General features: G+C 43.7%; 20 protein-coding genes. 7 read left to right on the plus strand and 13 right to left on the minus strand.

Going from position 1 to position 22,610, the window contains the following annotated elements; genetic code table 11:
- Positions 1-294: 294 nt before the first annotated feature.
- Entirely contained in the window at positions 295-1,938 is a 1,644-nt protein-coding gene (locus HF888_RS08190; protein ID WP_007016786.1) for an electron transfer flavoprotein-ubiquinone oxidoreductase, read from the plus strand.
- A 189-nt stretch (positions 1,939-2,127) separates the two neighbouring features.
- Here the strand turns inward: HF888_RS08190 and HF888_RS08195 are convergent, their stop codons facing one another.
- Together HF888_RS08195 and HF888_RS08200 are read right to left on the minus strand one after the other, a co-directional pair.
- A complete protein-coding gene (locus HF888_RS08195) occupies positions 2,128-2,646 on the minus strand; it encodes a DUF1285 domain-containing protein (RefSeq protein ID WP_007016787.1) in 519 nt (172 codons plus the stop codon).
- On the minus strand, positions 2,647-3,531 hold the full coding sequence (locus HF888_RS08200) for a radical SAM protein (RefSeq protein ID WP_007016788.1): 885 nt from the start codon (positions 3,529-3,531) through the stop codon (positions 2,647-2,649).
- 139 nt (positions 3,532-3,670) lie between these two features.
- Here HF888_RS08200 and HF888_RS08205 point away from each other — a divergent pair, with 139 nt between their 5' ends.
- Entirely contained in the window at positions 3,671-6,367 is a 2,697-nt protein-coding gene (locus HF888_RS08205; RefSeq protein ID WP_007016789.1) for an SNF2-related protein, read from the plus strand.
- Between the two features lie 79 nt (positions 6,368-6,446).
- On the opposite strand, the gene rraA is transcribed toward HF888_RS08205, so the two are convergent.
- Genes rraA through ppsA form a run of 3 tightly spaced genes read right to left on the minus strand, consistent with a single transcriptional unit; the run spans position 6,447 to position 10,284 of the window.
- Positions 6,447-6,935: a ribonuclease E activity regulator RraA gene (rraA, locus tag HF888_RS08210; protein ID WP_007016790.1), complete on the minus strand. Its 489-nt coding sequence runs from the start codon at positions 6,933-6,935 to the stop codon at positions 6,447-6,449.
- Positions 6,936-6,972: 37 nt separating this feature from the next.
- On the minus strand, positions 6,973-7,920 hold the full coding sequence (locus HF888_RS08215) for an alpha/beta hydrolase (RefSeq protein WP_007016791.1): 948 nt from the start codon (positions 7,918-7,920) through the stop codon (positions 6,973-6,975).
- A 9-nt stretch (positions 7,921-7,929) separates the two neighbouring features.
- Positions 7,930-10,284 carry a phosphoenolpyruvate synthase gene (ppsA, locus tag HF888_RS08220; RefSeq protein WP_007016792.1) on the minus strand — a complete coding sequence of 785 codons (2,355 nt, stop codon included), beginning with the start codon at positions 10,282-10,284 and terminating at the stop codon, positions 7,930-7,932.
- Between the two features lie 84 nt (positions 10,285-10,368).
- Here ppsA and ppsR point away from each other — a divergent pair, with 84 nt between their 5' ends.
- Positions 10,369-11,184, plus strand: coding sequence for a posphoenolpyruvate synthetase regulatory kinase/phosphorylase PpsR (gene ppsR, locus HF888_RS08225; RefSeq protein WP_007016793.1), 816 nt, complete (start codon positions 10,369-10,371; stop codon positions 11,182-11,184).
- A gap of 7 nt (positions 11,185-11,191) precedes the next feature.
- Here the strand turns inward: ppsR and HF888_RS08230 are convergent, their stop codons facing one another.
- The 5 genes from HF888_RS08230 to HF888_RS08250 all read right to left on the minus strand — a co-directional run bounded on the left by HF888_RS08230 (position 11,192) and on the right by HF888_RS08250 (position 16,401).
- Positions 11,192-12,031 carry an alpha/beta fold hydrolase gene (locus HF888_RS08230; RefSeq protein WP_007016794.1) on the minus strand — a complete coding sequence of 280 codons (840 nt, stop codon included), beginning with the start codon at positions 12,029-12,031 and terminating at the stop codon, positions 11,192-11,194.
- On the minus strand, positions 12,024-12,824 hold the full coding sequence (locus HF888_RS08235) for a hypothetical protein (RefSeq protein ID WP_007016795.1): 801 nt from the start codon (positions 12,822-12,824) through the stop codon (positions 12,024-12,026). Before HF888_RS08235 ends, HF888_RS08230 begins: the two co-directional genes overlap by 8 nt.
- A 3-nt stretch (positions 12,825-12,827) precedes the next feature.
- Positions 12,828-14,450 carry an OmpP1/FadL family transporter gene (locus tag HF888_RS08240; protein WP_007016796.1) on the minus strand — a complete coding sequence of 541 codons (1,623 nt, stop codon included), beginning with the start codon at positions 14,448-14,450 and terminating at the stop codon, positions 12,828-12,830.
- Positions 14,451-14,465: 15 nt separating this feature from the next.
- Positions 14,466-15,434 carry a hypothetical protein gene (locus HF888_RS08245; RefSeq protein ID WP_007016797.1) on the minus strand — a complete coding sequence of 323 codons (969 nt, stop codon included), beginning with the start codon at positions 15,432-15,434 and terminating at the stop codon, positions 14,466-14,468.
- 64 nt (positions 15,435-15,498) lie between these two features.
- On the minus strand, positions 15,499-16,401 hold the full coding sequence (locus HF888_RS08250) for a C39 family peptidase (RefSeq protein ID WP_007016798.1): 903 nt from the start codon (positions 16,399-16,401) through the stop codon (positions 15,499-15,501).
- A gap of 199 nt (positions 16,402-16,600) precedes the next feature.
- Between HF888_RS08250 and HF888_RS08255 the strand changes: the two genes are divergently transcribed.
- Positions 16,601-17,917 carry an anthranilate synthase component I family protein gene (locus HF888_RS08255; protein ID WP_007016799.1) on the plus strand — a complete coding sequence of 439 codons (1,317 nt, stop codon included), beginning with the start codon at positions 16,601-16,603 and terminating at the stop codon, positions 17,915-17,917.
- Here the strand turns inward: HF888_RS08255 and thrH are convergent.
- Positions 17,914-18,531, minus strand: coding sequence for a bifunctional phosphoserine phosphatase/homoserine phosphotransferase ThrH (thrH, locus tag HF888_RS08260; RefSeq protein ID WP_007016800.1), 618 nt, complete (start codon positions 18,529-18,531; stop codon positions 17,914-17,916). The two genes, HF888_RS08255 and thrH, sit on opposite strands and share 4 nt — an antisense overlap.
- 170 nt (positions 18,532-18,701) lie before the next feature.
- Here thrH and HF888_RS08265 point away from each other — a divergent pair, with 170 nt between their 5' ends.
- The gene (locus HF888_RS08265) at positions 18,702-19,439 is read left to right on the plus strand and encodes a phosphoadenylyl-sulfate reductase (protein ID WP_007016801.1); all 738 of its coding nucleotides are present in this window, start codon (positions 18,702-18,704) and stop codon (positions 19,437-19,439) included.
- 42 nt (positions 19,440-19,481) lie between these two features.
- On the opposite strand, the gene cysB is transcribed toward HF888_RS08265, so the two are convergent.
- Positions 19,482-20,456 (minus strand): HTH-type transcriptional regulator CysB, encoded by a 975-nt coding sequence (gene cysB / locus HF888_RS08270; RefSeq protein WP_007016802.1) that lies wholly within the window; start codon positions 20,454-20,456, stop codon positions 19,482-19,484.
- A 164-nt stretch (positions 20,457-20,620) separates the two neighbouring features.
- On the minus strand, positions 20,621-21,112 hold the full coding sequence (locus HF888_RS08275; protein ID WP_007016803.1) for a universal stress protein: 492 nt from the start codon (positions 21,110-21,112) through the stop codon (positions 20,621-20,623).
- Between the two features lie 85 nt (positions 21,113-21,197).
- On the opposite strand from HF888_RS08275, the gene HF888_RS08280 reads away from it, so the two are divergent.
- Together HF888_RS08280 and HF888_RS08285 are read left to right on the plus strand one after the other, a co-directional pair.
- The gene (locus tag HF888_RS08280; RefSeq protein WP_007016804.1) at positions 21,198-21,377 is read left to right on the plus strand and encodes a helix-turn-helix domain-containing protein; all 180 of its coding nucleotides are present in this window, start codon (positions 21,198-21,200) and stop codon (positions 21,375-21,377) included.
- A 98-nt stretch (positions 21,378-21,475) separates the two neighbouring features.
- Entirely contained in the window at positions 21,476-22,543 is a 1,068-nt protein-coding gene (locus HF888_RS08285; protein WP_007016805.1) for a 3-deoxy-7-phosphoheptulonate synthase, read from the plus strand.
- The last annotated feature ends 67 nt before the right edge of the window (positions 22,544-22,610 follow it).

Raw genomic sequence — 22,610 nt, forward strand, 5'->3', positions numbered from 1 at the left:
AACCGCTCAAACATCACCCTTCTAAGACTACTTGGCTAACATTTGTATTCTAGATTCTATTCAAACGCGCGTTTGAATGCTAGTCTTAATATAGGTTTAATATAGAAAATACCTATTTGAAACCCCAGTTTAGCTGTTATTTGGCTAATATTTAGGTTTGGCCACAAGTTGCATTATCAGTATACTAGCGCCACTTTTTCGGCTACTTGGCCTAATTTGATACATATTATTAAAAACATCGGCTCCATTAGATAGATTGGTATGCCGTGTTGCTTGAGATTTGAGGAGAGTTCAATGGAACGCGAAGCGATGGAATATGATGTCGTCATTATTGGCGGCGGCCCATCAGGTCTTTCAACTGCCATTCGCCTAAAGCAATTAGCCGAAGAAAAAGGCCAAGAGTTAAGCGTATGTCTAGTAGAGAAAGGTTCCGAGGTTGGAGCGCACATTCTTTCTGGTGCCGTCATTGAAGATCGCGCACTTAAAGAGTTGTTCCCGAACTACAAAGAGTTGGGCGCCCCTCTTAACACCCCAGTAACCAAAGACGAAGTTTACTTCCTAACTGGCGAAGAAAAGAGCTTCAAAACTCCAAACTGGATGATTCCAAAGCCAATGCATAACGATGGCAACTTTGTTGTGAGTCTAGGTAACGTATGTCGCTGGTTAGGCGAGCAAGCAGAAAACCTCGGTGTTGAGATCTATCCTGGCTTCTCTGCCGCTGAGTACATCGTCGAAGACGGCGCGGTAAAAGGCATTGTGACTGGTGACATGGGTGTAAGCGCCGAAGGTGAACAAACTGACATGTACATGCCTGGCATGGAGCTTCGGGGTAAGTACACCATCTTCGCTGAAGGCTGTCGTGGCCATTTAGGCAAGCAGCTAATCAATGAATTTAAGCTTGATGAAGGTAAAGATCCTCAGCACTACGGTATCGGCATCAAAGAGCTTTGGGACATTGACCCATCTAAGCACAAAGAAGGCCTTGTATTGCATGGTGCTGGCTGGCCTCTTAGCGAGTCTGGTTCAACTGGCGGCTTCTTCCTATACCACGCGGAAAACAACCAAGTGGTCGTTGGTTTGATTACTGACCTTTCATACGAGAATCCTCACGTTAGCCCGTTTGATGAATTCCAGCGTATGAAGCACCACCCAGTCATCAAGCAGTACCTAGAAGGCGGTAAGCGCGTTTCTTATGGTGCTCGCGCGATCGCAAAAGGTGGTTTGAACTGCCTACCTAAAATGACCTTCCCTGGTGGTCTAGTTGTAGGTTGCGATGCCGGTACCTTGAACTTCTCCAAGATCAAGGGTACTCACACTGCAATGAAGAGCGGCATGATTGCTGCCGAACAAGTAATGGCCGCCATTGAAGCGGGTCGTGAGAACGATGAGCTTACTGAATACACAGAAGCCTTTGAGAAATCTTGGGTATATGAAGAGCTACACCGTAGCCGTAACTTCGGTCCCGTGATGCATAAATTCGGTACTTTTGTAGGTGGCGCGATCAACTACATTGATCAAAACATCTTCCCATTGCCGATGACGTTCCATGATACAACGCCAGATCACGCGACATTGAAGCCTGCTTCTGAGTGCAAGAAGATTGATTATCCTAAGCCTGACGGGGTTATTAGTTTCGACAAACTAGGTTCCGTATTCATTGGTAACGTTAACCATGCTGAAGACCAGCCTTGTCACTTGAAGCTGAAAGACGCAAGCGTGCCATTAGAGAAAAACCTGCCAATGTACGACGAGCCTGCGCAGCGCTACTGTCCTGCTGGTGTATATGAGGTGGTGAACAATGAAGATGGTTCTCAGCGCTTCCAGATCAACTCACAAAACTGTGTTCACTGTAAGACGTGTGACATCAAAGACCCTGCCCAAAACATTACCTGGGTAACACCAGAAGGTGCGGGTGGTCCTAACTATCCGAACATGTAAGAATCTCTTACATCGCATGGATACTAAAAAGGAGCCGAAAGGCTCCTTTTTTATTCGCATGAGTGTTTTGCTTTAAAGTGACTGTCTCAGGTGATCGTTTTTATATAAAACCCACAACTTTAATAACTGTTTAATATTTGTTCCCCGTGGAACATATTTTGATCAGCCCTCCACCTTACCGCACAAAAGCTACCCAATACAATAGTGTAAATCACTGCTTTTTACATAAAATACGCCATCTTTCTCTTTAGCTTTACTGGCTAGCTCATAAAATGCATTGCGATTGAAGCGTGCAGTCAGATTATCGCGAACCTGCACATGGGGAATGCCTTCATGATCTAACTCAATGGCATGGTCACCATCAACAGTGAAAGCATCGCCTACATTGGTCACGCAATGGATTTTATTGCCTTCGAACTGAACCATGATGACCACAAAAGGATGGGCTTCGACTTGAATTCGCCACTTTTCTACCGGTGTAACCAAAAAGTATTCACTACCCTCCTTTTTTAAAATGGTACTAAATAAACGAACCAGCTTCTCTCTGGTGAATTGCGTGCCTTCGTGCCACCAAGTGCCATCAGCTTTGATTTGAATGTCTATATCACCGCTAAGCTCCGGATTCCATTGCTCTATCGGCGGACGCTTGATCTCGTCAATATCATCAAAGCGCCCTAGCTGCTTTGATAAGGTTTCTAAAAGCGACATTTATAGGCCTCTCTGCCATTCTTGGCGCAATCTCACTTTTTCGGGCTGAGTCAGTGCCATTTGAATTTGATCCAGCATTTGCTGCTTATCTTTACCGAGGGTGCCTTTCAAGGGTAGATAATTACTCGCATGATCACTTCTAAATACGGTGTTTTCGAGTTCTAGGTTTTCAATGAAATATTTTAGCTCTAAGAACAGACTATGCTGGTCCATGAGCTCCCAATCGCCATCAAAACCTTGCTTTAGTCGATCTTCACCCAAAGGGAAGCTAACAACTAAAGTTGAAAGAAAGTGAGGTTGGGTTTCATTCATTAATCGCGCACTATTAAGAGCATGCTGCTCACTTAGTTTTGGTCCGCCCAGACCGTTCAAGATCATGACCGATGAGCGCAATCCCGCAGCGTGAATTTTCTGCAAAGCATCTTTTTGGGTTTCGTAGGTTTCTCCCTTATTCACCTTCTCCAGCACTGTATCATCGCCAGACTCACAACCAACGTAAAGCATATCCAGACCCAGGGCCTGAAGCTCTTTGAGATCATCTACGGATTTCTTTTTCAGGTTTCTTGGCAAGCAATAGCTAGATACGCGCTTCACCCATGGCATGTGCTGCTTGATGCTCTGCAAAATAGCCTTTAGGCGACGCATGGGTAAAACCATGGCATCGCCATCCGCTAAGAACACTTTCTCAAAAGGTTGAATCATCTTACTTGCGTTGATGATATCTTGCTCAACCTCTTCTTCTTTTCGTGCTTTAAACTTTTTCTGCTCTTGTGTGTACATCTCGCAAAACGTGCAGTTGTTCCACGAGCAGCCGTTGGTAACCTGTAAAATCAGGGAATAAGCTTCACTGGGTGGACGAAAAACGGGTTCGATATACGACAACATAGATCAATAACTCTTCAATATTTGGCTTTATTTTCCCATATATCAATACATGCCAGCAATGTAAGTATGAATTGGCTATTTATGGGATGTGACTCGCTTTCGCTAGTGTTAAAATGCGCGCCATTATTTGGAGAGGTTTATGCCACAGTACATTGAAGGTCAGCGCTACGTAAGCCTTGCCGAGCCAGAGCTCGGCTTAGGTGTCGTCACCGGTTATGAAAACCGACAGATCACAATTGAGTTTCCCTTGAGTGAAACCACTCGATTATATTCAGCTAATACCACTCCTTTATTGAGATGTCGGTTTGAGCCAGGCGATACAGTAAAAACCCGTACTGGGGAGTTTATTTGCGTCTCCAGTTCTGAAGAAGTCGATGGCTTGATTGAATATCACTACGATGGCAATCATAGTATTAGCGAAATAATGATTGCTGATGACCAAGGTAAAGTCTCCCCGCTCGACCGCCTGAAATCTGGTCAGCTGGGTAGTTATAAATGGCAAAACCTTTATCAAAAGCTAGACCGATCTATGATTGAACATCAAGGTCGCGGAAGCTATGGCTTTGTAGGACCGAAGATCAATCTTGTACCCCATCAGTTTGATGTGGCACAACAGGTTTTGTCGATGCCTCTTCCTCGTGCATTGTTGGCTGACGAGGTAGGTCTAGGTAAAACCATTGAAGCTGGGCTAGTTATTCATCAACTGATGGTATCCGGTCGCGCTCAGCGCATCTTAATTTGCGTACCAGCGTCTCTCGTCAATCAGTGGCTTGTAGAAATGCGCCGTAAGTTCAATTTGAACTGTACACTGATTGATGATGAATTCTGTCAAAACCAAGAGGGTTCAAACCCTTTCAATCAAGTCCAAGTAGCCCTTTGTAATTTTGACTGGCTAACCCACAGTCAGTACATGGAACAAGCGTTAAGCACACAATGGGATATGATGGTGATCGACGAAAGTCATCGCCTGCAATGGCAATCCGAGGCGTACCGCAGTGCACTGGCATTATCGAAAGTCAGCTCTGGTGCTTTATTATTAACAGCAACGCCTGAGCAGCTTGGCGTTGAAAGTCACTTCGCGCGCTTGCACCTGCTAGATCCTCTGCGTTTCCCAGATTTAGAGCAATTTCTTAACGAAGAAAAGCAGTATGCCCTCGTCAGCGAATTGGTTGATCGTATTGAAATGGAAGGCCTGGCTGCTTGTCTTGCAGACATAGAAGCATTGGATGACCAACGTCTTAGCGAGCTCGCCAACGACTATGTCGAAAACGGAAAAGATGAGCAGCAATTCGTAGACTGGATGTCGGATCGATATGGCACTGGCCGTATGGTTTACCGAAATACTCGCCGTTCCATCGCTGGCTTTCCTCAGCGCCATATAGAGTTTCATCACTTAAAAGATCAGTCCCATGAAGAATGGTTGAAGGAATGGCTCGAATCCCTTGGTGATGAAAAAGTCCTAATTATATGTAAGCAGGCAGAGCAAGCGCGTGATTTAAGTGAATTCATTAATACGCATACATTAATCGAATCGGGCGCATTCCATGAAGGCTACAGCTTAATTGAACGCGATCAAATTGCTGCACAGTTTGTTGAGCCCGATGGCCTGCAGATTTTGGTTTCCAGTGAAATCGGCGGTGAAGGTCGTAACTTCCAACACGCAAAATACTTGGTGCTATATGATTTACCCAGCCACCCTGACTTGGTAGATCAGCGCATAGGTCGTTTGGATCGAATCGGTCAAGGCAGTGATATATATGTGCATATTCCTTTGCAGTCTCGTTCAGAGCAATCTCGCTTAGCGGCACTTTATCACCATGGCTTAGATCTTTTTAATCAACCAAACCCTGCTGCAGCGCCGATTTATGAAGCTTATTCCTATGAAATAGAAGATATGCTGGAAACCGGTGAAAATGCCGAAGCGGTTATTATGCAGTGCCAGCAAGCATGTTTTCAGCTGCTAGACGAAATAGAACAAGGTCGCGATAAACTGTTAGAGCAGCATTCTTTTTCGAAGGATCGTGTATCTCCACTGCTCGATTCAATTAAAGAACTGGATGAAGAGCAAGATACGCTGCGCCATGCGTTGTTCGATATTTTCGATCATAGTCACATTGACATCGAAACAGCTGGGGCCGGCAATTTTGTTGTTCGTCCTGGTGAAAATTGCCCATTCTCTTTTATGAATGACATTCAAGAAGAAGCCGCGACCATTACATTTGATCGAAACAAGGCAGCTTTGCGTGAGGATCTTGAATTTATTTCTTGGGACCACCCTTGGATGCGCGGCATGCTTGACGATCTAGAGGCTGCAGGTAATGCATATACAGCATGCGCGCTATTTGAAGATGACAAACTTGCCAACGGTACAGCTGTTGTTGAATGCTATTTCGACTTCAAAGCCAATGGTCCAGGTCGCTTAGAATTAAATCGCTACCTAGCACCTCAAAGTCGTCGTTACTTTATTACAGAAGACTTAAAAAATGCCACTAGCCATTTAAGCGAAGAAGATATGACTGAACGCTTTAAACCCATCAGTAAAGAAATGGCGCGCGAAGCCATCGAGCTTAAGTGGGGATCCATCCAAAATGCTGCGATGTTGGCAGAGAAACTTGCGATTCATACAACACAAAATAGTATTGGCGAGGCGGTAGAAAAACTTCTGGATCAAAGCAAATCAGAATTAGCACGTTATAAGTCTTTGGAGATGATGCCAGGTGCATACCAAGCCGAAATTGATGCTTTAACAACTCGAACGAAAGAAGCTATTGGCTTGTTGCAAAATGCCAAGCCTCAATTGAAATCCATAACGGTTTGGATAAATTATAGAGATTAGTCTAACTTTTTAGATTTTTAAAAACCAAAAAGCCCGCGTATAGCGGGCTTTTTATTTAGCGTTTAAAATATAAAAGATCTTATGCTGGCATTTCTAGCTTTTTATCTGAAACAATAATGCCGTTGTTGTCTGCGTAAATGAATTGACCTGGCTTAATGTGAACGCCTGCGAATTTTACAGGAATGTTCATTTCGCCAATGCCCTTCTTCTCTGTTTTACGCGGGTTTGTCGCAAGCGCCTGAACTCCGAGATTGGTTTCCATGATGACATCAACATCACGGATACAACCATTAATGATAATACCTTCCCAACCATTCTTAGCTGCTTTTTCGGCCAGCATGTCACCCAGCATAGCATTGCGCAAAGAGCCACCGCCGTCGACTACCATGACTTTACCTTGGCCTGGCTTATCAACATTCTCCTTTACCAGCGAGTTGTCTTCGTGACATTTAATGGTGACAACTTCGCCCCCAAAGGATTCTCTGCCACCATAGTTATTGAACATTGGCTCAAGAACTTCAACTTCTGGATACTCATCGCATAAATCCGGTGTTACGTAATTAGTCATTATCTAGCTCCTTATGAATTCAGAGAAATGTGTTTAATTAGACTTCTTTGAGCCAATGAATAATCCTTGGCCATAATTCTGTTTGCGCTTTGCTACTCGCAATTAAGTCTCTGTGCGAATATTCGGTGTCAAAGCCACTTGCCTTGCCTGCTACAATAAAGTCCTTTTTTACTGATTGCTCAACCCAATTAATAAGCTTTCGGCAATGCTTCGGAGGATCGCTACGATCACGACTGGCAGCAACGCTTAATATTGGCAGGCGTGTCGCCTTCCAGGATTTTTTTAATGCTTGTTTTTTGCTGTCACGCCAACCAAGCCATAAGCTAGACCAGCGAATAAATTCTTTAGCAACACCTTTTGGTTCAGCCTCTGGTCCCAATGCTGGAGCAAAATGTTGATGTTTTATAGTAGCGATAATTTTAGCTGTGATTCTCAAAAACGGAACTCGTAAAGCAAATGGGTATCGAGTCACCTGGCTACCCAGCAGAACGAGCGCTTTTATTTTGCTTTCATCTAAATATTTGCCGGCCACGGCGGTGGCGATCAGAACTCCGCCCCAAGAGTGACCAGTCCAAATGCTTGGCTGCCCTGTTTTCTCGTAAACAAATGCTTGTATGGCGGGCAAGTCGAATTGCGCATATGCCTCAAGAGAATTGTTTTGATACTGCTGATTGACGGGGCTGTCACCATGTCCTCGGAGATCTACCATCCAAGGATCAAAACCATTATCCAAAAGCGTTTTTGCCACACCTTGTTCTTCAGGCTGCATCCAGCAACTGCGATTGCTAAATGCACCGTGAAATAAAATAACGGGCATGCCACGGGCGCCTTCCGAATTGTAATATCCTAACCGGGTGACCGCAATTTGGACGGTCTGATCCGGGCTATTGTTAGGCTTTAATAAGTAGGTATCTTCAATATAAGTGTCGTCTAATACGTCAGCCTTCATTAAAGATACTGGAAACAGATCGCTACTGCTTTTCATTGCTGATCTCTATTGCGGTTTTTCGGCTAGGTAGAACCAAGTATCAAGCACACTATCGGGATTCAAAGAGACGCTATCGATACCCTGCTCCATCAGCCATCGTGCTAAATCCGGGTGGTCGCTCGGTCCTTGACCACAAATACCAATGTATTTGTTTTGCCTTTTACAGGCCGTAATTGCCATTTCCAAGAGTTTACGAATGGCTTCGTTCCGCTCATCAAATAGATGCGCTATAACCCCTGAGTCACGGTCTAACCCTAGAGTCAATTGAGTTAAATCGTTAGAGCCAATACTGTAGCCATCAAAGTACTCTAGGAACTCATCGGCAAGAAGAGCGTTTGCCGGTAGTTCACACATCATTATGATACGTAATCCGTTTTCGCCGCGCTTTAGTCCATTCTCTGCAAGTAAATCTACTACTTGCTTTGCTTCGCCGACTGTACGAACAAATGGCACCATTACCTCTACATTGGTAAAGCCCATTTCATTGCGTACTTTTTTCAGTGCGCGGCATTCTAACTCAAAGCAGTCACGGAAAGTCTTACTGATATATCGTGAAGCACCGCGGAAACCCAACATTGGATTCTCCTCTTCCGGCTCGTATAGGCGACCACCAATGAGGTTTGCATACTCGTTGGACTTAAAGTCGGATAAACGCACAATTACTTTCTTATCTTTAAACGCAGCCGCAAGTGTACTGATGCCTTCTACTAATTTCTCAACGTAGAAGTCGACAGGGTCATCGTAACCAGCCATGCGACGCTGTACGGTAAGTTTTATCTCTTCGGGCAAGCTATCAAAATTGAGAAGCGCTTTAGGGTGCACGCCAATCATGCGGTTGATAATAAACTCCAATCGTGCCAGTCCGACACCTGCGCCTGGCAGTGACTGGAAAGCAAACGCTCGATCAGGGTTGCCAACATTCATCATTAACTTAAACGGTAGTTCAGGCATACTCCCAACAGAATTCGTTTTGTGTTCAAAGTTTAGGCTACCTTCGTAGACAAACCCTGTATCACCTTCAGCGCAGGATACTGTAACTTCCTGGCCGTGTTGAAGTATGTCGGTGGCATCGCCACAACCAACAACAGCGGGAATACCAAGCTCTCGAGCAATGATCGCAGCATGACATGTACGACCACCTCGATTGGTTACGATGGCGCTGGCTTTCTTCATGACAGGCTCCCAATCAGGATCGGTCATGTCAGCTACTAAAATGTCGCCTTCGTTGATGGTTTCCATTTGGTCGATCTGCTTCAACACTTTAACAGGACCGCTGCCGATTTTGTGTCCAACTGAGCGGCCTTCACACAGAACATTGCCAGTCTCTTTTAGGATATAACGCTCCATGACGTTTTTATCGCTGCGGCTTTTTACTGTCTCTGGACGAGCTTGCACGATATAAATCTTGCCATCATCACCATCTTTGGCCCATTCAATATCCATTGGGCGCTGATAATGCTTTTCGATTAGCAGTGCTTGATTGGCAAGGTCATAAATGTCGCTATCGGTAATACTGAATTTGAAGCGCTCTTCGCGATCAACTCGAACCGTTTCAACCGGCTCATTTTCGCCGTAAATCATCTTTATGGCTTTCGCGCCAAGGCTACGTCGTAAAATGGCAGGTCGATCTTCCTTTAGGGATTGTTTGTGTACATAGAACTCATCTGGGTTAACCGCGCCTTGAACCACGGTCTCACCTAAGCCATAAGCACTGGTGATAAATACAACATCATCAAATCCGGATTCTGTATCTAGAGTAAACATGACACCAGCAGAGCCAATGTCACTGCGTACCATCTTTTGGATGCCCACAGACAAGGCTATTTGTTGTCCGTGGTAGCCCTGGTGTATGCGGTAGCTAATGGCGCGATCGTTATATAGCGAGGCATAAATTTCTTTTACAGACGCTAATACGGCATCAATGCCAGAAATGTTAAGATGTGTCTCTTGCTGACCAGCAAATGATGCATCCGGTAAGTCTTCTGCTGTGGCTGATGACCGTACCGCCACGGAAATGTCGTTGCCATCGCCAAGCTTTTCATAGCATTCGCGAATACCTTGCTCTAGTTTTTCAGGAAATTTAGCGCCAGTGATGGCACTTCTAATGGCACTACCTACTTCAGCCAGATTGCTAAGATGAGCAGAATCCAGTTTTTCCAACTGGTCATCTATTAATTTTGGTAAGCCGTTGTAAGCCAAAAATTCATTAAATGCGTCTGCAGTGGTTGCAAAGCCATTTGGAACCGTGACGCCAAGTTTCGTTAGATGCGAGATCATCTCGCCAAGAGAGGCATTTTTTCCGCCTACTTTATCAACGTCACCCAAACCGAGCTGATCCAACCAGATAACGTGCTTACTCAAAACGAGCCTCCGTAGTCGTACCTTTAACTTTGGTGGGGTATAGTACTCTAATTCGCGCCATGAATCGAAAGGTTGTTATTAAATATGAAGCGACATGCGTTTTTTATCTCCGATGGGACTGGGATTACAGCTGAAGCCCTTGGACACAGTCTGTTGGCACAGTTTGAGAGTATAGAGTTTGAACAATCTACCTTGCCTTATATTAATGATTTGACCAAGGCCAATGAGGTTGTAGAAAAAATAAACGCCCTAGCTGAGACAAGCGGTAATAAACCCATTGTATTCGATACTATTGTAGATCAAGAAATAAGGGAAACCATCTCAAAAGCCAATTGCTTTAATGTGGATATTTTTTCTACGTTTTTAAATCCACTTGAGCAAGAATTAGGTATGGGCTCATCCTACTCTGTAGGTAAGTTTCATGCTGGCGCTGATAATGATAAATACCGCTCTAGGATTGACGCGGTGAATTACGCCCTCGACAATGATGACGGCAGTCGGATCAAGTATTACGATCAAGCAGATATTATACTGGTCGGTGTTTCTCGCTCAGGCAAAACCCCAACCTGCCTTTATCTTGCCCTTCAGTTTGGCATAAAAGCCGCGAATTACCCGTTAACTGAGGAGGATTTGAATCAACTGTCTCTTCCGGAACCGCTTAAAGCACATAAGAAGAAGCTTTTTGGCCTGACAATTGATCCAGAGCGCCTTGCAGCTATCCGCAATACGCGTCGGGCAAATAGTCGTTATGCTTCACTTAATCAGTGTTATTACGAAATAGAAGAAGTGGAAATGCTCTATCAGCAAGAGTCTATTCCTTTCTTGAATACAACAGATTTGTCGGTTGAAGAAATTTCAACCAAGATTATGTTGGACAGTAATCTAAGTCGTAAAATTTAGTAAACCATTAATTGTCTAGTATTTCTGCCACGCGCCTAGGCTTTTGATATGGAATGGAGTGGTCGCAGCTGGGCAACAGGACAAAACTCCAATTGGCTTGCTGCTGACTTAGGTGTGTGTGAAAGTCGAGCATTTTAGGGTAACTGTTTTGGCCTGCTATAACAGTCACAGGCTGGATCATCTCTATCAAAGAGTCTCTATCAATTATTTCAGATTCTTCGGCAACCGCATGAAGTGCTTGCGCGAAGCCTTTTGGGCGCTGTCCTAGGCGCCTAATCGCAAGGTTATCGGCTCTCGGGTTTTTACTTCTATTAGGAGAAACCAAATCTAAAAAACTCAATATATTTTCTTGAATATCGCCTTCATTTAATATTTTGTTAGCGATGTTCTTGTATTGCTGTCGAAAATCACGCGTTCTATTTATATTGCTGTCATCAAATAATGCGGGCTCAATTAGAGTTCTATTGTTGATTGCGAATTGCTTTGTTTGCTCATTGCTCTCTATTAATTTGGCTGCAATCAGTCCACCTAGAGAATATCCGCATAAATCAAACTGCTTCCAGCCACAGTGATTTAATGTAGAAATCATACATGACATATAATCTGCGATTGTAGGAGTTGGCAGAGCGGTATCAGGGCTTTCACCCATACCGGGAAGGTCAGGTACTAAAACCTCGTCATAAGAAGAAAGATAATGAATAATGTAATCAAAGGTTGTGCGACCTGCCACGCCAGCACCATGTATGCAAAATAAGCGCTTCATGTCTTGCGATGGCTTTGACGAGCGATATATGTGCACAACAATGTCATTAATGCTGCTTGTTTGAATATCAAAGTGCTTAGTCATTACTTGAAATTTCTATTGAACCCAAATCGACCAATTTTATGAGCTTACCATCAACCTCCATTGCTCCAGCATCGGTTCGGGTCATGACTAATAAAAAGGCAATTTGAGGGGCTAACTGTAGACTCCCTTTTAGGTAGCCATATGTGCTCCATGACTCATGATTATACCCTTCCCAGTTAATTTCTTGTTCTGAAATAATGTTGAGTTTATTGTCCAGCTGTATGAAATGTGGAAATGCTAGTGCTTGGTCTTTAGCAAAGGTCCTGATTGTAAGGTTTCGTGCAGTGAGGTTATAAAGATCAATGAGCAAATAGTCGCGCTGTAGACGATCGCTATAAGAATAATACTGAGAAAGGCGAATCTCCCTTCCAAGCACGTCAGGGTGCTGCCATATTTTACCTTGCTTCAGAGGACTACTATCACTCAGCCTTGACCGACTAATGCTAAATTTTAATTTAGGTTCCTGCGAATTTATTGACTCACTATTTGCAGACTGAGGCGCTTCCTCTGAAATCTGCTGGCGACCATTTTCCATCCAAGAATAGAGTTTTTGTCCATCTAGGCGGTCGTCTATTTGATCAGATGGTGTAAAGTCATTTGGGTCGAAGTCGTTTGATCTTTTATTGATTTTTGCTGGTTTGCTTGCTTTGGCATTTGATTGAGGTTTCCGCTCTTGAGTTCGAACAACCCCGCTAGAATCAACCCAAGTGTAAAAGCCGTCTTCACGTCCTTGATTATTGCTTGCGCAGCCAGTACAAGCGACGAATATGAGAACTAGAATAATCGTTTTCATCAATTAAAACTTTGTTCGGAATGTTATACCTGCTGCTGCAACGCTCAGCTCGGTTTTAACATCGAGTCCCGCATAAGGATTTGCAACAATACAGGTTAAGCAGTCTTGGTTTAAAGATCCACTTGGGTCGTCTGCATAAATATACTCTTCACTTTTTAGGAAGGATAATGACAAATCAATCTCAGTATCTAGATCCCAGCGATAGCCAAAGCCAACACCATACATTTCAGCAAAACCTAGGGGGGCCATCACGTTGCGTCGATTATCAGGGATTGATGTTTGACGAGGCTCATAGCCCAAACGAGCGGTTAATCGCGAGCTTAATTGGTACTCCAAACCAAAACCATAACTCCAAACACTTTCGTAATTTAAAAACTGCTTAAGAGTACTGCCTGTCACCTCCCCCGGAGCTAGGATTTTTGCAGCATTCAAAAAGTCTAGTTGGCGATCAAATTCAAAATAGAAGTAATCCCATTCATCATAATCTGTCCAGCCTGCGTCTACATTTATTTGCAAACGGTCGAAGAATCTCAATTTTATACCTGTTTGAAAATGCTGTGGATAGGTAAACTCAGTCGTTACATAGCCTGTTTCTTTTGGTGTACCCGTAGGTAACTGGAACATGGCACCAATGATTGCGCCGAAAATAGAACTACGGAACTGACTAAAAAAGCCCGCAAACTCCCGCGAATATTCCATTTCAAAATCGCCTGAAAGCTGATCCTTTGCTTCACTCTGATAACTTGCACCCCAAGCAAACCAGTCTGTTGGCTCCCAAAGCATGCCTAAGTTATAAGAGGTAGACATTGAATTCTCTAACTTCATTGTTAGGGTCCCAATATCTCGATATGGACCTACCCTACCACCACACAAGGAAATAAACGGGACTAACGGATCATTACCACCACCTCCAGTTTCAGCGCAGCCAAAAGCGTCTTGCAGTAGTTCAGTGGCAGCCATTAAAATATTCACCCCGCGAGCATCCTGCTCAATCGCAAAACCTTGGTGAGATAAAAGGAAGCTTGCACCAACAGAAAACTCGTCGTTGACTTTGTAACCAAATGATGGAGAAAGGTAGGTTAAGCGTTGCAATGCCAACTCTTTTGCTTGATAGCGCCCCGGATGATCAGTCCCCTCTTTTACAAAACCTGCCACCATGGGCATATAGGCGGCCGTTGCAAAAGTAAACTTTGATCCTGGAGGATTAATAGAAATACCGCCATTTGGAAGAGCAAGTACAGGTAGGTGCAATGGGAAGATGCCTACATGTGGAATGTATGCACCTGCGATAGCTTCTCCATCCTGTCCGACTACCGGGTCATCTCTGAAATCCAGAAGCTCATTCGTTTCGTTGCCATTTTCGTCGACACCATATCCTTCAGGAATGTCAAAACTTGCACTTGATTTAAGAACGACGTTAAGTAGCGACACCGAAATCTGCCGGCCATCTAATTTTGTTAAGCCCGCTGGATTATAATGAATAGAGTTTATGCCTGGTGGATCTGCAGTAACGGCGTTACCAAGTGATAAGGCCTTCGGGTCAATCAACATGGACTGTCCAAGCTGGGCATGAGCTTTGCCAGTAAGTACAACCAATACAGAAAAAGCTATAAACAAAAAGCGCATCGTCAGAACTACCACTTATGAAGATTTCGCTTTTAAGCCATTGATATCAATTGGCATAGAAAGGCTAAGTAAGATATCAGGTGCATCGTCGGTCATCCCAAAGCCAACACCTATATTGGTGATGGTTTTTGGCGATACGCGCAACCCTAAATTCATATTAAGGATGCCTGACATAGTAGCCGCGCTAACAGCTTCATTGCGTGTTTCACCGCTTTGACGAAATACGTAGGTTGTTTTGTCTGTATAGCTACCTTGAAAGGACATTGTGAGAGATACATCATAAGACAAAGAATATGCAAAACCACCAGAGAATGAAGCGGAAACACCGGGTTCTACTCTATCTAACAATGCACCTCCACGAACTTGGTTAATGTCTTTTTCTGGAAGTGCATAAGAAATACTTCCCGAACCAAAAAGCATAACCGGATCAATTAGCTTTGAAATAGACATGCCGCCGCTAAATGAATAGTAACCACTGCCTGTTGGTAGTCTTGAGGTTCCGACGGTAGTGAACGGACTATCACCGGTTTTAGTTTTAAAAGAACCAGTCACCGTTTTTGTCATTTCACCAGGGATATAAGCATAAGGTTGCCAGCGAGCATTAATCGATACATCCCCTAAACCCGTGCCACTAATTGAATCATTTGAGTCGTATTTTGATACGAGCGGCAACGTGACACCTACGGTTAGGTTGTTGGCGTAACCATAATCAATATTGAAGTTGTTAGTCAGATTGTGAGTGGAGCTTGCATTGACATCGAATGCACGCACCTGGCCATTTAAAATATCAACATCTAGACGCTGGTCCGCTGTATAGCTATAACTCATACTATAACTGAGTGAGACTTGATCTTCTTTGATAAGCGAGTAGTTGTTTTCGGTGGCCTCAAATACTTCTTCCAGGCTTTTTTCCTGAGTGCTATCGCCTTCCTGTTGTGCCAATGCTTCTCGTGCATCATTTTTATCAGCCGATAGCACTGGCATGCTAAGCCCAGCAATAAATAGTATTCCAATTACTCTAACAATCACGATTACCACCAATTTATTATTATTTTCGTTTGAATCGAATGGTTTTTCTAACCGGGCTTTCCCCGCTTACGGTATTCACGCGCGTTGGGTCATAACCGTCTGCTCCAGGGATAATCAGTTCACTGTCAAGCTCATCATTCCCTTCTACTTCGGTATCTACCCAGTACGCATTATTCTTGCTGCGAGCCAGCTCGTTCGCTATAACTCTAGGCTCTCCCATATGATCAACAGGAAAAACATCTTTAAATTCTCGAAAAGCCAGTTTTGTGAAGGTGCGCTCGTCAATGACACGCATATCTTCATCTCGAATCTCAAGACCGCCTACGGGCTTGTGACCATTTGGGAAAACGATAAACAAAACATTTCTATCCCAAACCTGCATGAACCGAGATAGCGTAAAGCTGATATTGCCAACAGATGGATCGGCTACGTAAACGTGCCCATCTTTTACCCCGCGAATAACAACAAAGTGCTTAAAACCTGCATATTCGATTGGCGCTATAGCCGGATGGTCTAACTTAATTAAATCCTCTTGCTCCGCTCTAAATCCACCAGAGGGGTGGCCCAAGGCGGTAACTAGGCGCTTCATGTCCAGTAATGAAAATCCTCGACGCTCGACAATTTTTTCAGTATCGCCAAATTGAAGCAGCCCTTCCATGACTTGTCGCTCTTGAAAATTTCGCCCAAGATAAAAATCAAGCAAGGTTGTTAGTGCGGCTGAACCACAGCTGTAATCGTAAGCTTGGCGCACAACATTATTGAACCGATACTCAGACAGTGGTTCGATTGATTCTTTGTGCTGGAAGGTTTGCTGTCCATAGCCAGTATGATAATACACCAAGCCTTTATCTTGTGGTTCAACCTCAAGAAACTCAGTGATCATTGTGTAACCAATCATGGATGCAAGCACGAAAACTAACATGTGACTGCTTGGCCTATTATGTCTATTATTGTTATTTTAAGTTACGCATTGTTACATTAAACACCTCTGCTTACCATATCTAGCGGGCCTAAAATGTCTTAATTTTCACTTATTGTTTGGAAAATCTTTTATAATACTCAGTAAATTTAAACATAAGTCCCAATCTAGATTTGGCGACCTGATCATTTATTAGGCTCTAATGAAACCGGATTTTTTCAGCATCCCTTATTTACCAGATACATCATTTCTACTCGAACAGCTCAAGGGAGAAACCCACTTGGTTGCGCTTGAAAGTGCTAACCCAAAACATCCAAATGGTCGCTGGAGTATCATCTCTGCGAGCCCCACTGAATGGATAACTCTACACAAAAAAGTAGAAGCACATGTATTAGAAGAAGATATCGCAAAACTTGCTAACAAACTCCCTACCATAGATAGTGATTTTCCATTCACTGGCGGGGTTCTGGGCTTGCTGAGTTATGAGCTTGGCGAATCCCATATCGTGAGCAAGAACAATTGCGTAGAGCACTCTCCACCGATTGCGGTTTACGGTTTATATACTTGGGCCTTTTTATTTGACCACCAAGCAGAGGCCGGGTACTTGGTTTATTGGTCAGAGTTGAGTCACGTCAAGGCCGAACAACTTATAAAGACTTACGAAGAGGCTTACTCAAAAACCAAACTGAGCGAATTTAATTTAACATCTGACATTACACCGGCATGGACGAAAGCCCAATATCTAAATAAATTTGATTCCATCAAGCGTTACATTAATAGCGGAGACTGCTACCAAATAAATCTCACGCAATTGTTTCGCGGTAAATACAACGGTTCATCTTTAACTGCATACAGCAAGATTAAGGCCGCAGCGAAAGCACCTTATGCCACGTATTTCGATTTAGGTGATTGTCAATTGGCGAGCGCGTCTCCAGAATTATTCATTGAATTTAGTGGTGGAAAGGCAACGACAAAACCAATAAAGGGCACTCGCCCGAGATCGATTGATTTTGCGATAGACAGTAAAAATAAACTAGATCTATCACAGAGCGAAAAAGATCGATCAGAAAATATAATGATTGTCGATTTACTAAGAAATGATCTTTCTAAGCATGGAAATGAAGTGAACGTCGAAAAGCTCTGTGAGGTTGAAACATTTGAAACTGTTCATCATTTAGTCAGCACAGTGTCAGCAAAGGTCGAACCTGAGCGTTACTTGAGAGTATTGCTGGATGCATTTCCTGGTGGCTCTATCACTGGTGCACCCAAAACGCGCGCGATGGAAATAATTGACGAGCTTGAGGATTTTGATCGCCGCTTCTATTGCGGGTCATGCTTTGCCATATCCAGCAGCCAAAAGGTAATGTCCAATATTCTAATACGATCGTTTATATTTGATCAGAAGAACTCCATTGTAACCTGCTGGGCCGGAGGTGGAATTGTCGCAGACTCCGAAGGAGAAGAAGAGTATCAAGAGAGCTTAGACAAAATATCCAAGCTCATTGAAGCCATTTCTTAGAGAGAAAGGCTTCGATTACTAGCCTTGATGAACTCCTGTTTTAGTTCTTCGTATTCATGAACAGCGGGGAACTGAGGGAATTCCTCGATAACATTTGTAGGTGACTTAAATAGGATGCCGGCATCCGCTTCGCCTAGCATAGTTGTGTCATTGTACGAGTCGCCGGCTGCTATGCAGCGAAAGTTCAATCCATGAAATGCTTTAATACACTCACGCTTCGGATCTTTTTGACGCAGCTTGTAATCTGTAATATAACCTTTGTCATCCACCTCAAGCTTATGGCACATTAGAGTTGGGTATCCCAGCTGCTTCATTAGCGGTGCTGCAAACTCATAGAATGTGTCTGATAGAATCACAACCTGAAAGCGCTCGCGTAACCAATCGATAAATTCTTTTGCGCCGTCAAGTGGCGATAGAGTTGCAATGACCTCTTGAATATCACCAATTTTCAGATCGTTTTCCTCAAGAATGCGCAGGCGCTGCTTCATCAGAACATCATAATCTGGAATATCTCGAGTTGTTGCTTTTAATTCCTCGATACCAGTTTTATTGGCAAATTCAATCCAAATTTCAGGAATTAAAACTCCTTCAAGATCCAAACATGCTAACTCCACGGAAACTCCTTAATATTTATCGCTACAAAAAGTGGTGTACTCTATCCGCAAACCTATTACGGTTCAATTACTACTTATATAACCAGTAACATCAAAAATATTACTTATTCGTATTTATGGTTATAAGTGGCCGGTGGTACGATAGATACTTTTAATGATGAGACAGTGAGATGACATATACACAAGAAGAGGTTAGCGAACTAAATAACGGCTTTGCGAGCGAACAGCCGAAGTCGATTATTCGTCACGGCTTAGAAAACTTTGAGAACATCGCCGTTTCCTTTAGTGGTGCTGAAGATGTTGTGCTTGTAGATATGGCTGTGAAGATTAATCCTGACGCCCACATATTTTGTTTGGATACTGGACGGCTACATCCAGAGACATATGAGTTCTTAGAGGATGTGCGAAAGCATTACAATATTAAGCTGGACATAATTAGCCCAAATGCAGAGGTGCTGGATTCTTTCGTAAAAGACAAGGGGTTGTTTAGCTTCTATGAAGATGGCCACCAGGAATGCTGTGGCATTCGAAAGATAGCCCCTTTAAAGCGCAAATTAAGTACACTGGATGCTTGGATAACGGGTCAAAGAAAAGACCAAAGCCCAGGAACTCGTTCTGATATCCCAGTCTTTCAACACGACACTAGTTTCGCAAAAGACGGTATTGAACTTTATAAGTACAATCCCCTAGCAAACTGGTCCTCTGAAGATGTATGGAATTACATTAAAATGTTTGACGTGCCCTACAACAAGCTACATGAACGAGGCTTTATAAGTATTGGTTGTCAGCCCTGCACCAGAGCAGTACTGCCAAATCAACACGAGCGTGAGGGTCGCTGGTGGTGGGAGAATGAGGGTCACAAGGAATGCGGGCTCCACTCGAGCAACATTATCAGTAAAGAGGGTTAATACCACTCCTCTATTACTTGAGAGTAGCCCTATTCACCTGCCCTATCGTTTAGGCAGGTGAATAGATTGAAATAACTCATCAAGCTCAGCCTTGCTATGACACTGCGTGGCCTTGTCGATCGTTGCACGATCCAAATGAGGGGCAAAGCGCTTAACAAAATCGTACATAAAGCCGCGTAAGAAAGTCCCCTTGCGCAAGCCAATCTTAGTCACACTATCTTCAAATAAATGACTGGCATCAATTGCTACAAGATCATTATCTTTCTCTGGGTCAATGGACATAGTAGCAACGATTCCCACACCCAATCCTAAGCGAACATAGGTCTTAATGACGTCTGCATCGGCCGCTGTAAATACCACCTTTGGCGTTAATCCTTTTGACTTAAACGCTTCGTCTAGGCGAGAACGACCAGTAAACCCAAACACATAAGTAACAAGCGGAAAAGTTGCAACTTCTTCTAAGGTTGGTTGAGATCGCTGTGCCAGTGGGTGATTCTTAGGAACCAGAATGCTGCGATTCCATCGATAGCAAGGCATCATGATCAAATCATTAAAATGATCCATTGCTTCCGTCGCGATAGCAAAATCAACCGTTCCATCTGCCGCCATTTCTGCAATTTGAGTCGGCGTTCCTTGATGCATGTGCAATGAAACTTCGGGAAATTCTTTGATGAATTCTTGGATGATTGCAGGTAAGGCGTAGCGAGCCTGCGTATGCGTAGTCGCAAGCGCCAGGCTTCCCTTATTCTCGTTGCTGAACTCTTGAGCAACTTGCTTAATGCTCTCTACTTTGCGTAGTATCTCTCCCGATACCTTTAAGATGGCCTCGCCGGCAGGCGTCACTCTGGTTAAATGTTTGCCACTACGTGCAAATATCTCAACACCCAACTCATCCTCCAGTAAGCGGATCTGCTTACTTATACCTGGCTGAGATGTGTACAATACTTGAGCTGTTGCGGACACATTTAGGTCATGATGCGCTACTTCCCAGATGTAACGCAATTGCTGTAGCTTCATAAGCCCTCCAGGCTCATCACCCTGCTGTGATTCAGGTTATATATAGAAAACTATTTATTCTCTAAAACAATAGTAGCATTTTCTAGATTATGCTACTTCGCATTATTTACTCATTAGTTATAACGTTAGACTACTTTTCTGGTATTTACGTTATATGATTTAAATTATAGACCCTCCCTCAGGCAGGCGGTAGGTAAAAAATAGACAGGTACTGACGCCTTTCGAAGAACCTTACCTGCCACAGAACCTATCATAGCCTCCCCATCACCCTGACCACTGTGGCTACCAATAACGATAAGATCACTTCTACACTGACGCGCGTGCTTGATGATAATGTCACTAGGAGGGCCTATCTCGACGATCACATCACTGATAGTAAATTTGTTTGGCATCTCATCAATCTCTACTTTAAGGCTGTCGAGCACTTGCTGTCTTATGTGCTCCATTACCTGAGGCATCCCTGAATTACGAAGATGTTTTTGATCATCAGGAGTCATGTAAATAGAGAGTATACTCTCCGCAAAAACTCCCATGGGCTCTATCGCATGTACCAGGTCTACCCTGGCACCTGTACTGTGGGCCAAAACGGAAAGTTGGCTCATCAGATAAGGGTTATAAATACCTAGGTCAGTCGCAAACAATATCCGATTAATCATGGCTACATCGCTATGCCAATTACCTGATAAGCATAGCAGGAGATTTTACGTCTATACTTCTGTTAACACATGAAAGGAGCCTGTTATGACTGATAAATTACTAACTACAACTGACGTATCTCAGCTATTAGATGTTAGCGAGGTTACCGTTAAGCGCTGGGCAAGAGAGCATCTAATTAAAAGCGTCAAGCAAGGTAGTGAGCTGGTTTTCCCAGAAGAGGATGTTTTGAAATATAAAGAAATCCATGACCGATTAAAAAAATAAACAACATAATGCAAATATGGACATAGGACTTTAATTCATACCAACAACTGAACTATCATAGCGCCTATTCGTAATGCATTTTCGGAATATAGAGCGCTATGACCAACAATCGGGTTGAAGATTTAAATATTGAGCGTACAGAAACGCTTACCACTCCAGAACAGCTTAAGCAAAGCTTACCAATCTCGGAAAAGGCCCTGCAATCAGTTGAGGCCGGCCGCGAGGCAGTAAAAAACATCTTAGACAGGAAAGACCCTCGCTTGTTTTTGGTGCTTGGCCCCTGCTCTATTCACGATGTAAAAGCAGCAAAAGAATATGCTGAACGCTTAAAAGATCTCGCAGCCAAAGTAAGCGACACTCTTCTGCTTGTAATGAGAGTTTATTTCGAGAAGCCTCGCACCACTGTTGGATGGAAAGGATTAATTAATGATCCGTATTTAAACGACAGCTTCAAAATTGAAGATGGTCTCCACATCTCGCGCAAGCTTCTAATTGATCTTGCAGAGCTTGGCCTGCCTCTTTCAACCGAAGCACTTGACCCTATTTCACCACAGTATATGCAGGATCTAATTAGCTGGTCTGCTATTGGGGCACGCACAACTGAGAGCCAAACTCACAGAGAAATGGCAAGCGGCCTTTCTTGTGCCGTCGGATTCAAAAATGGAACCGATGGAAGCCTAACGGTGGCGATCAATGCTCTTCAGTCCACCGCCAACCCTCACCGTTTTCTGGGGATCAATGGTGATGGGCAGGTAAGTGTAGTCACCACAAAAGGTAATGAGTATGGGCACGTGGTGCTGCGCGGCGGCGGCGGCAAACCTAACTACGATTCTGTTAGTGTTGCACTCTGCGAGCAAGAACTGGAGAAAGCCGGAGTTGCCAGCAATATCATGGTAGATTGCAGTCACGCAAACTCAAACAAAGACCCAGGTCTTCAACCGCTAGTTATGGATAATGTGACAAATCAAATTCTAGAGGGAAACAAGTCAATCGTTGGATTAATGATTGAGTCAAATCTTCAATTTGGCAATCAAAAAATCCCCTCAAATCTTGACGATCTAGAATACGGCAAGTCCATCACTGATGGATGCATTTCTTGGGAGCAAACCGAAGAAGCTGTGTTAAAGATGCGCGATAAATTGAAAGACGTTATTGCCAAGCGATAAACGACTACACCTATAAATCCACAGAGGGCAAGCCTCTCTGCTGGATTTTATGATAGAATCCGCCCTC

This window comes from Bermanella marisrubri (genome assembly GCF_012295615.1).
In the GTDB taxonomy this organism is placed as follows: domain Bacteria; phylum Pseudomonadota; class Gammaproteobacteria; order Pseudomonadales; family Oceanobacteraceae; genus Bermanella; species Bermanella marisrubri.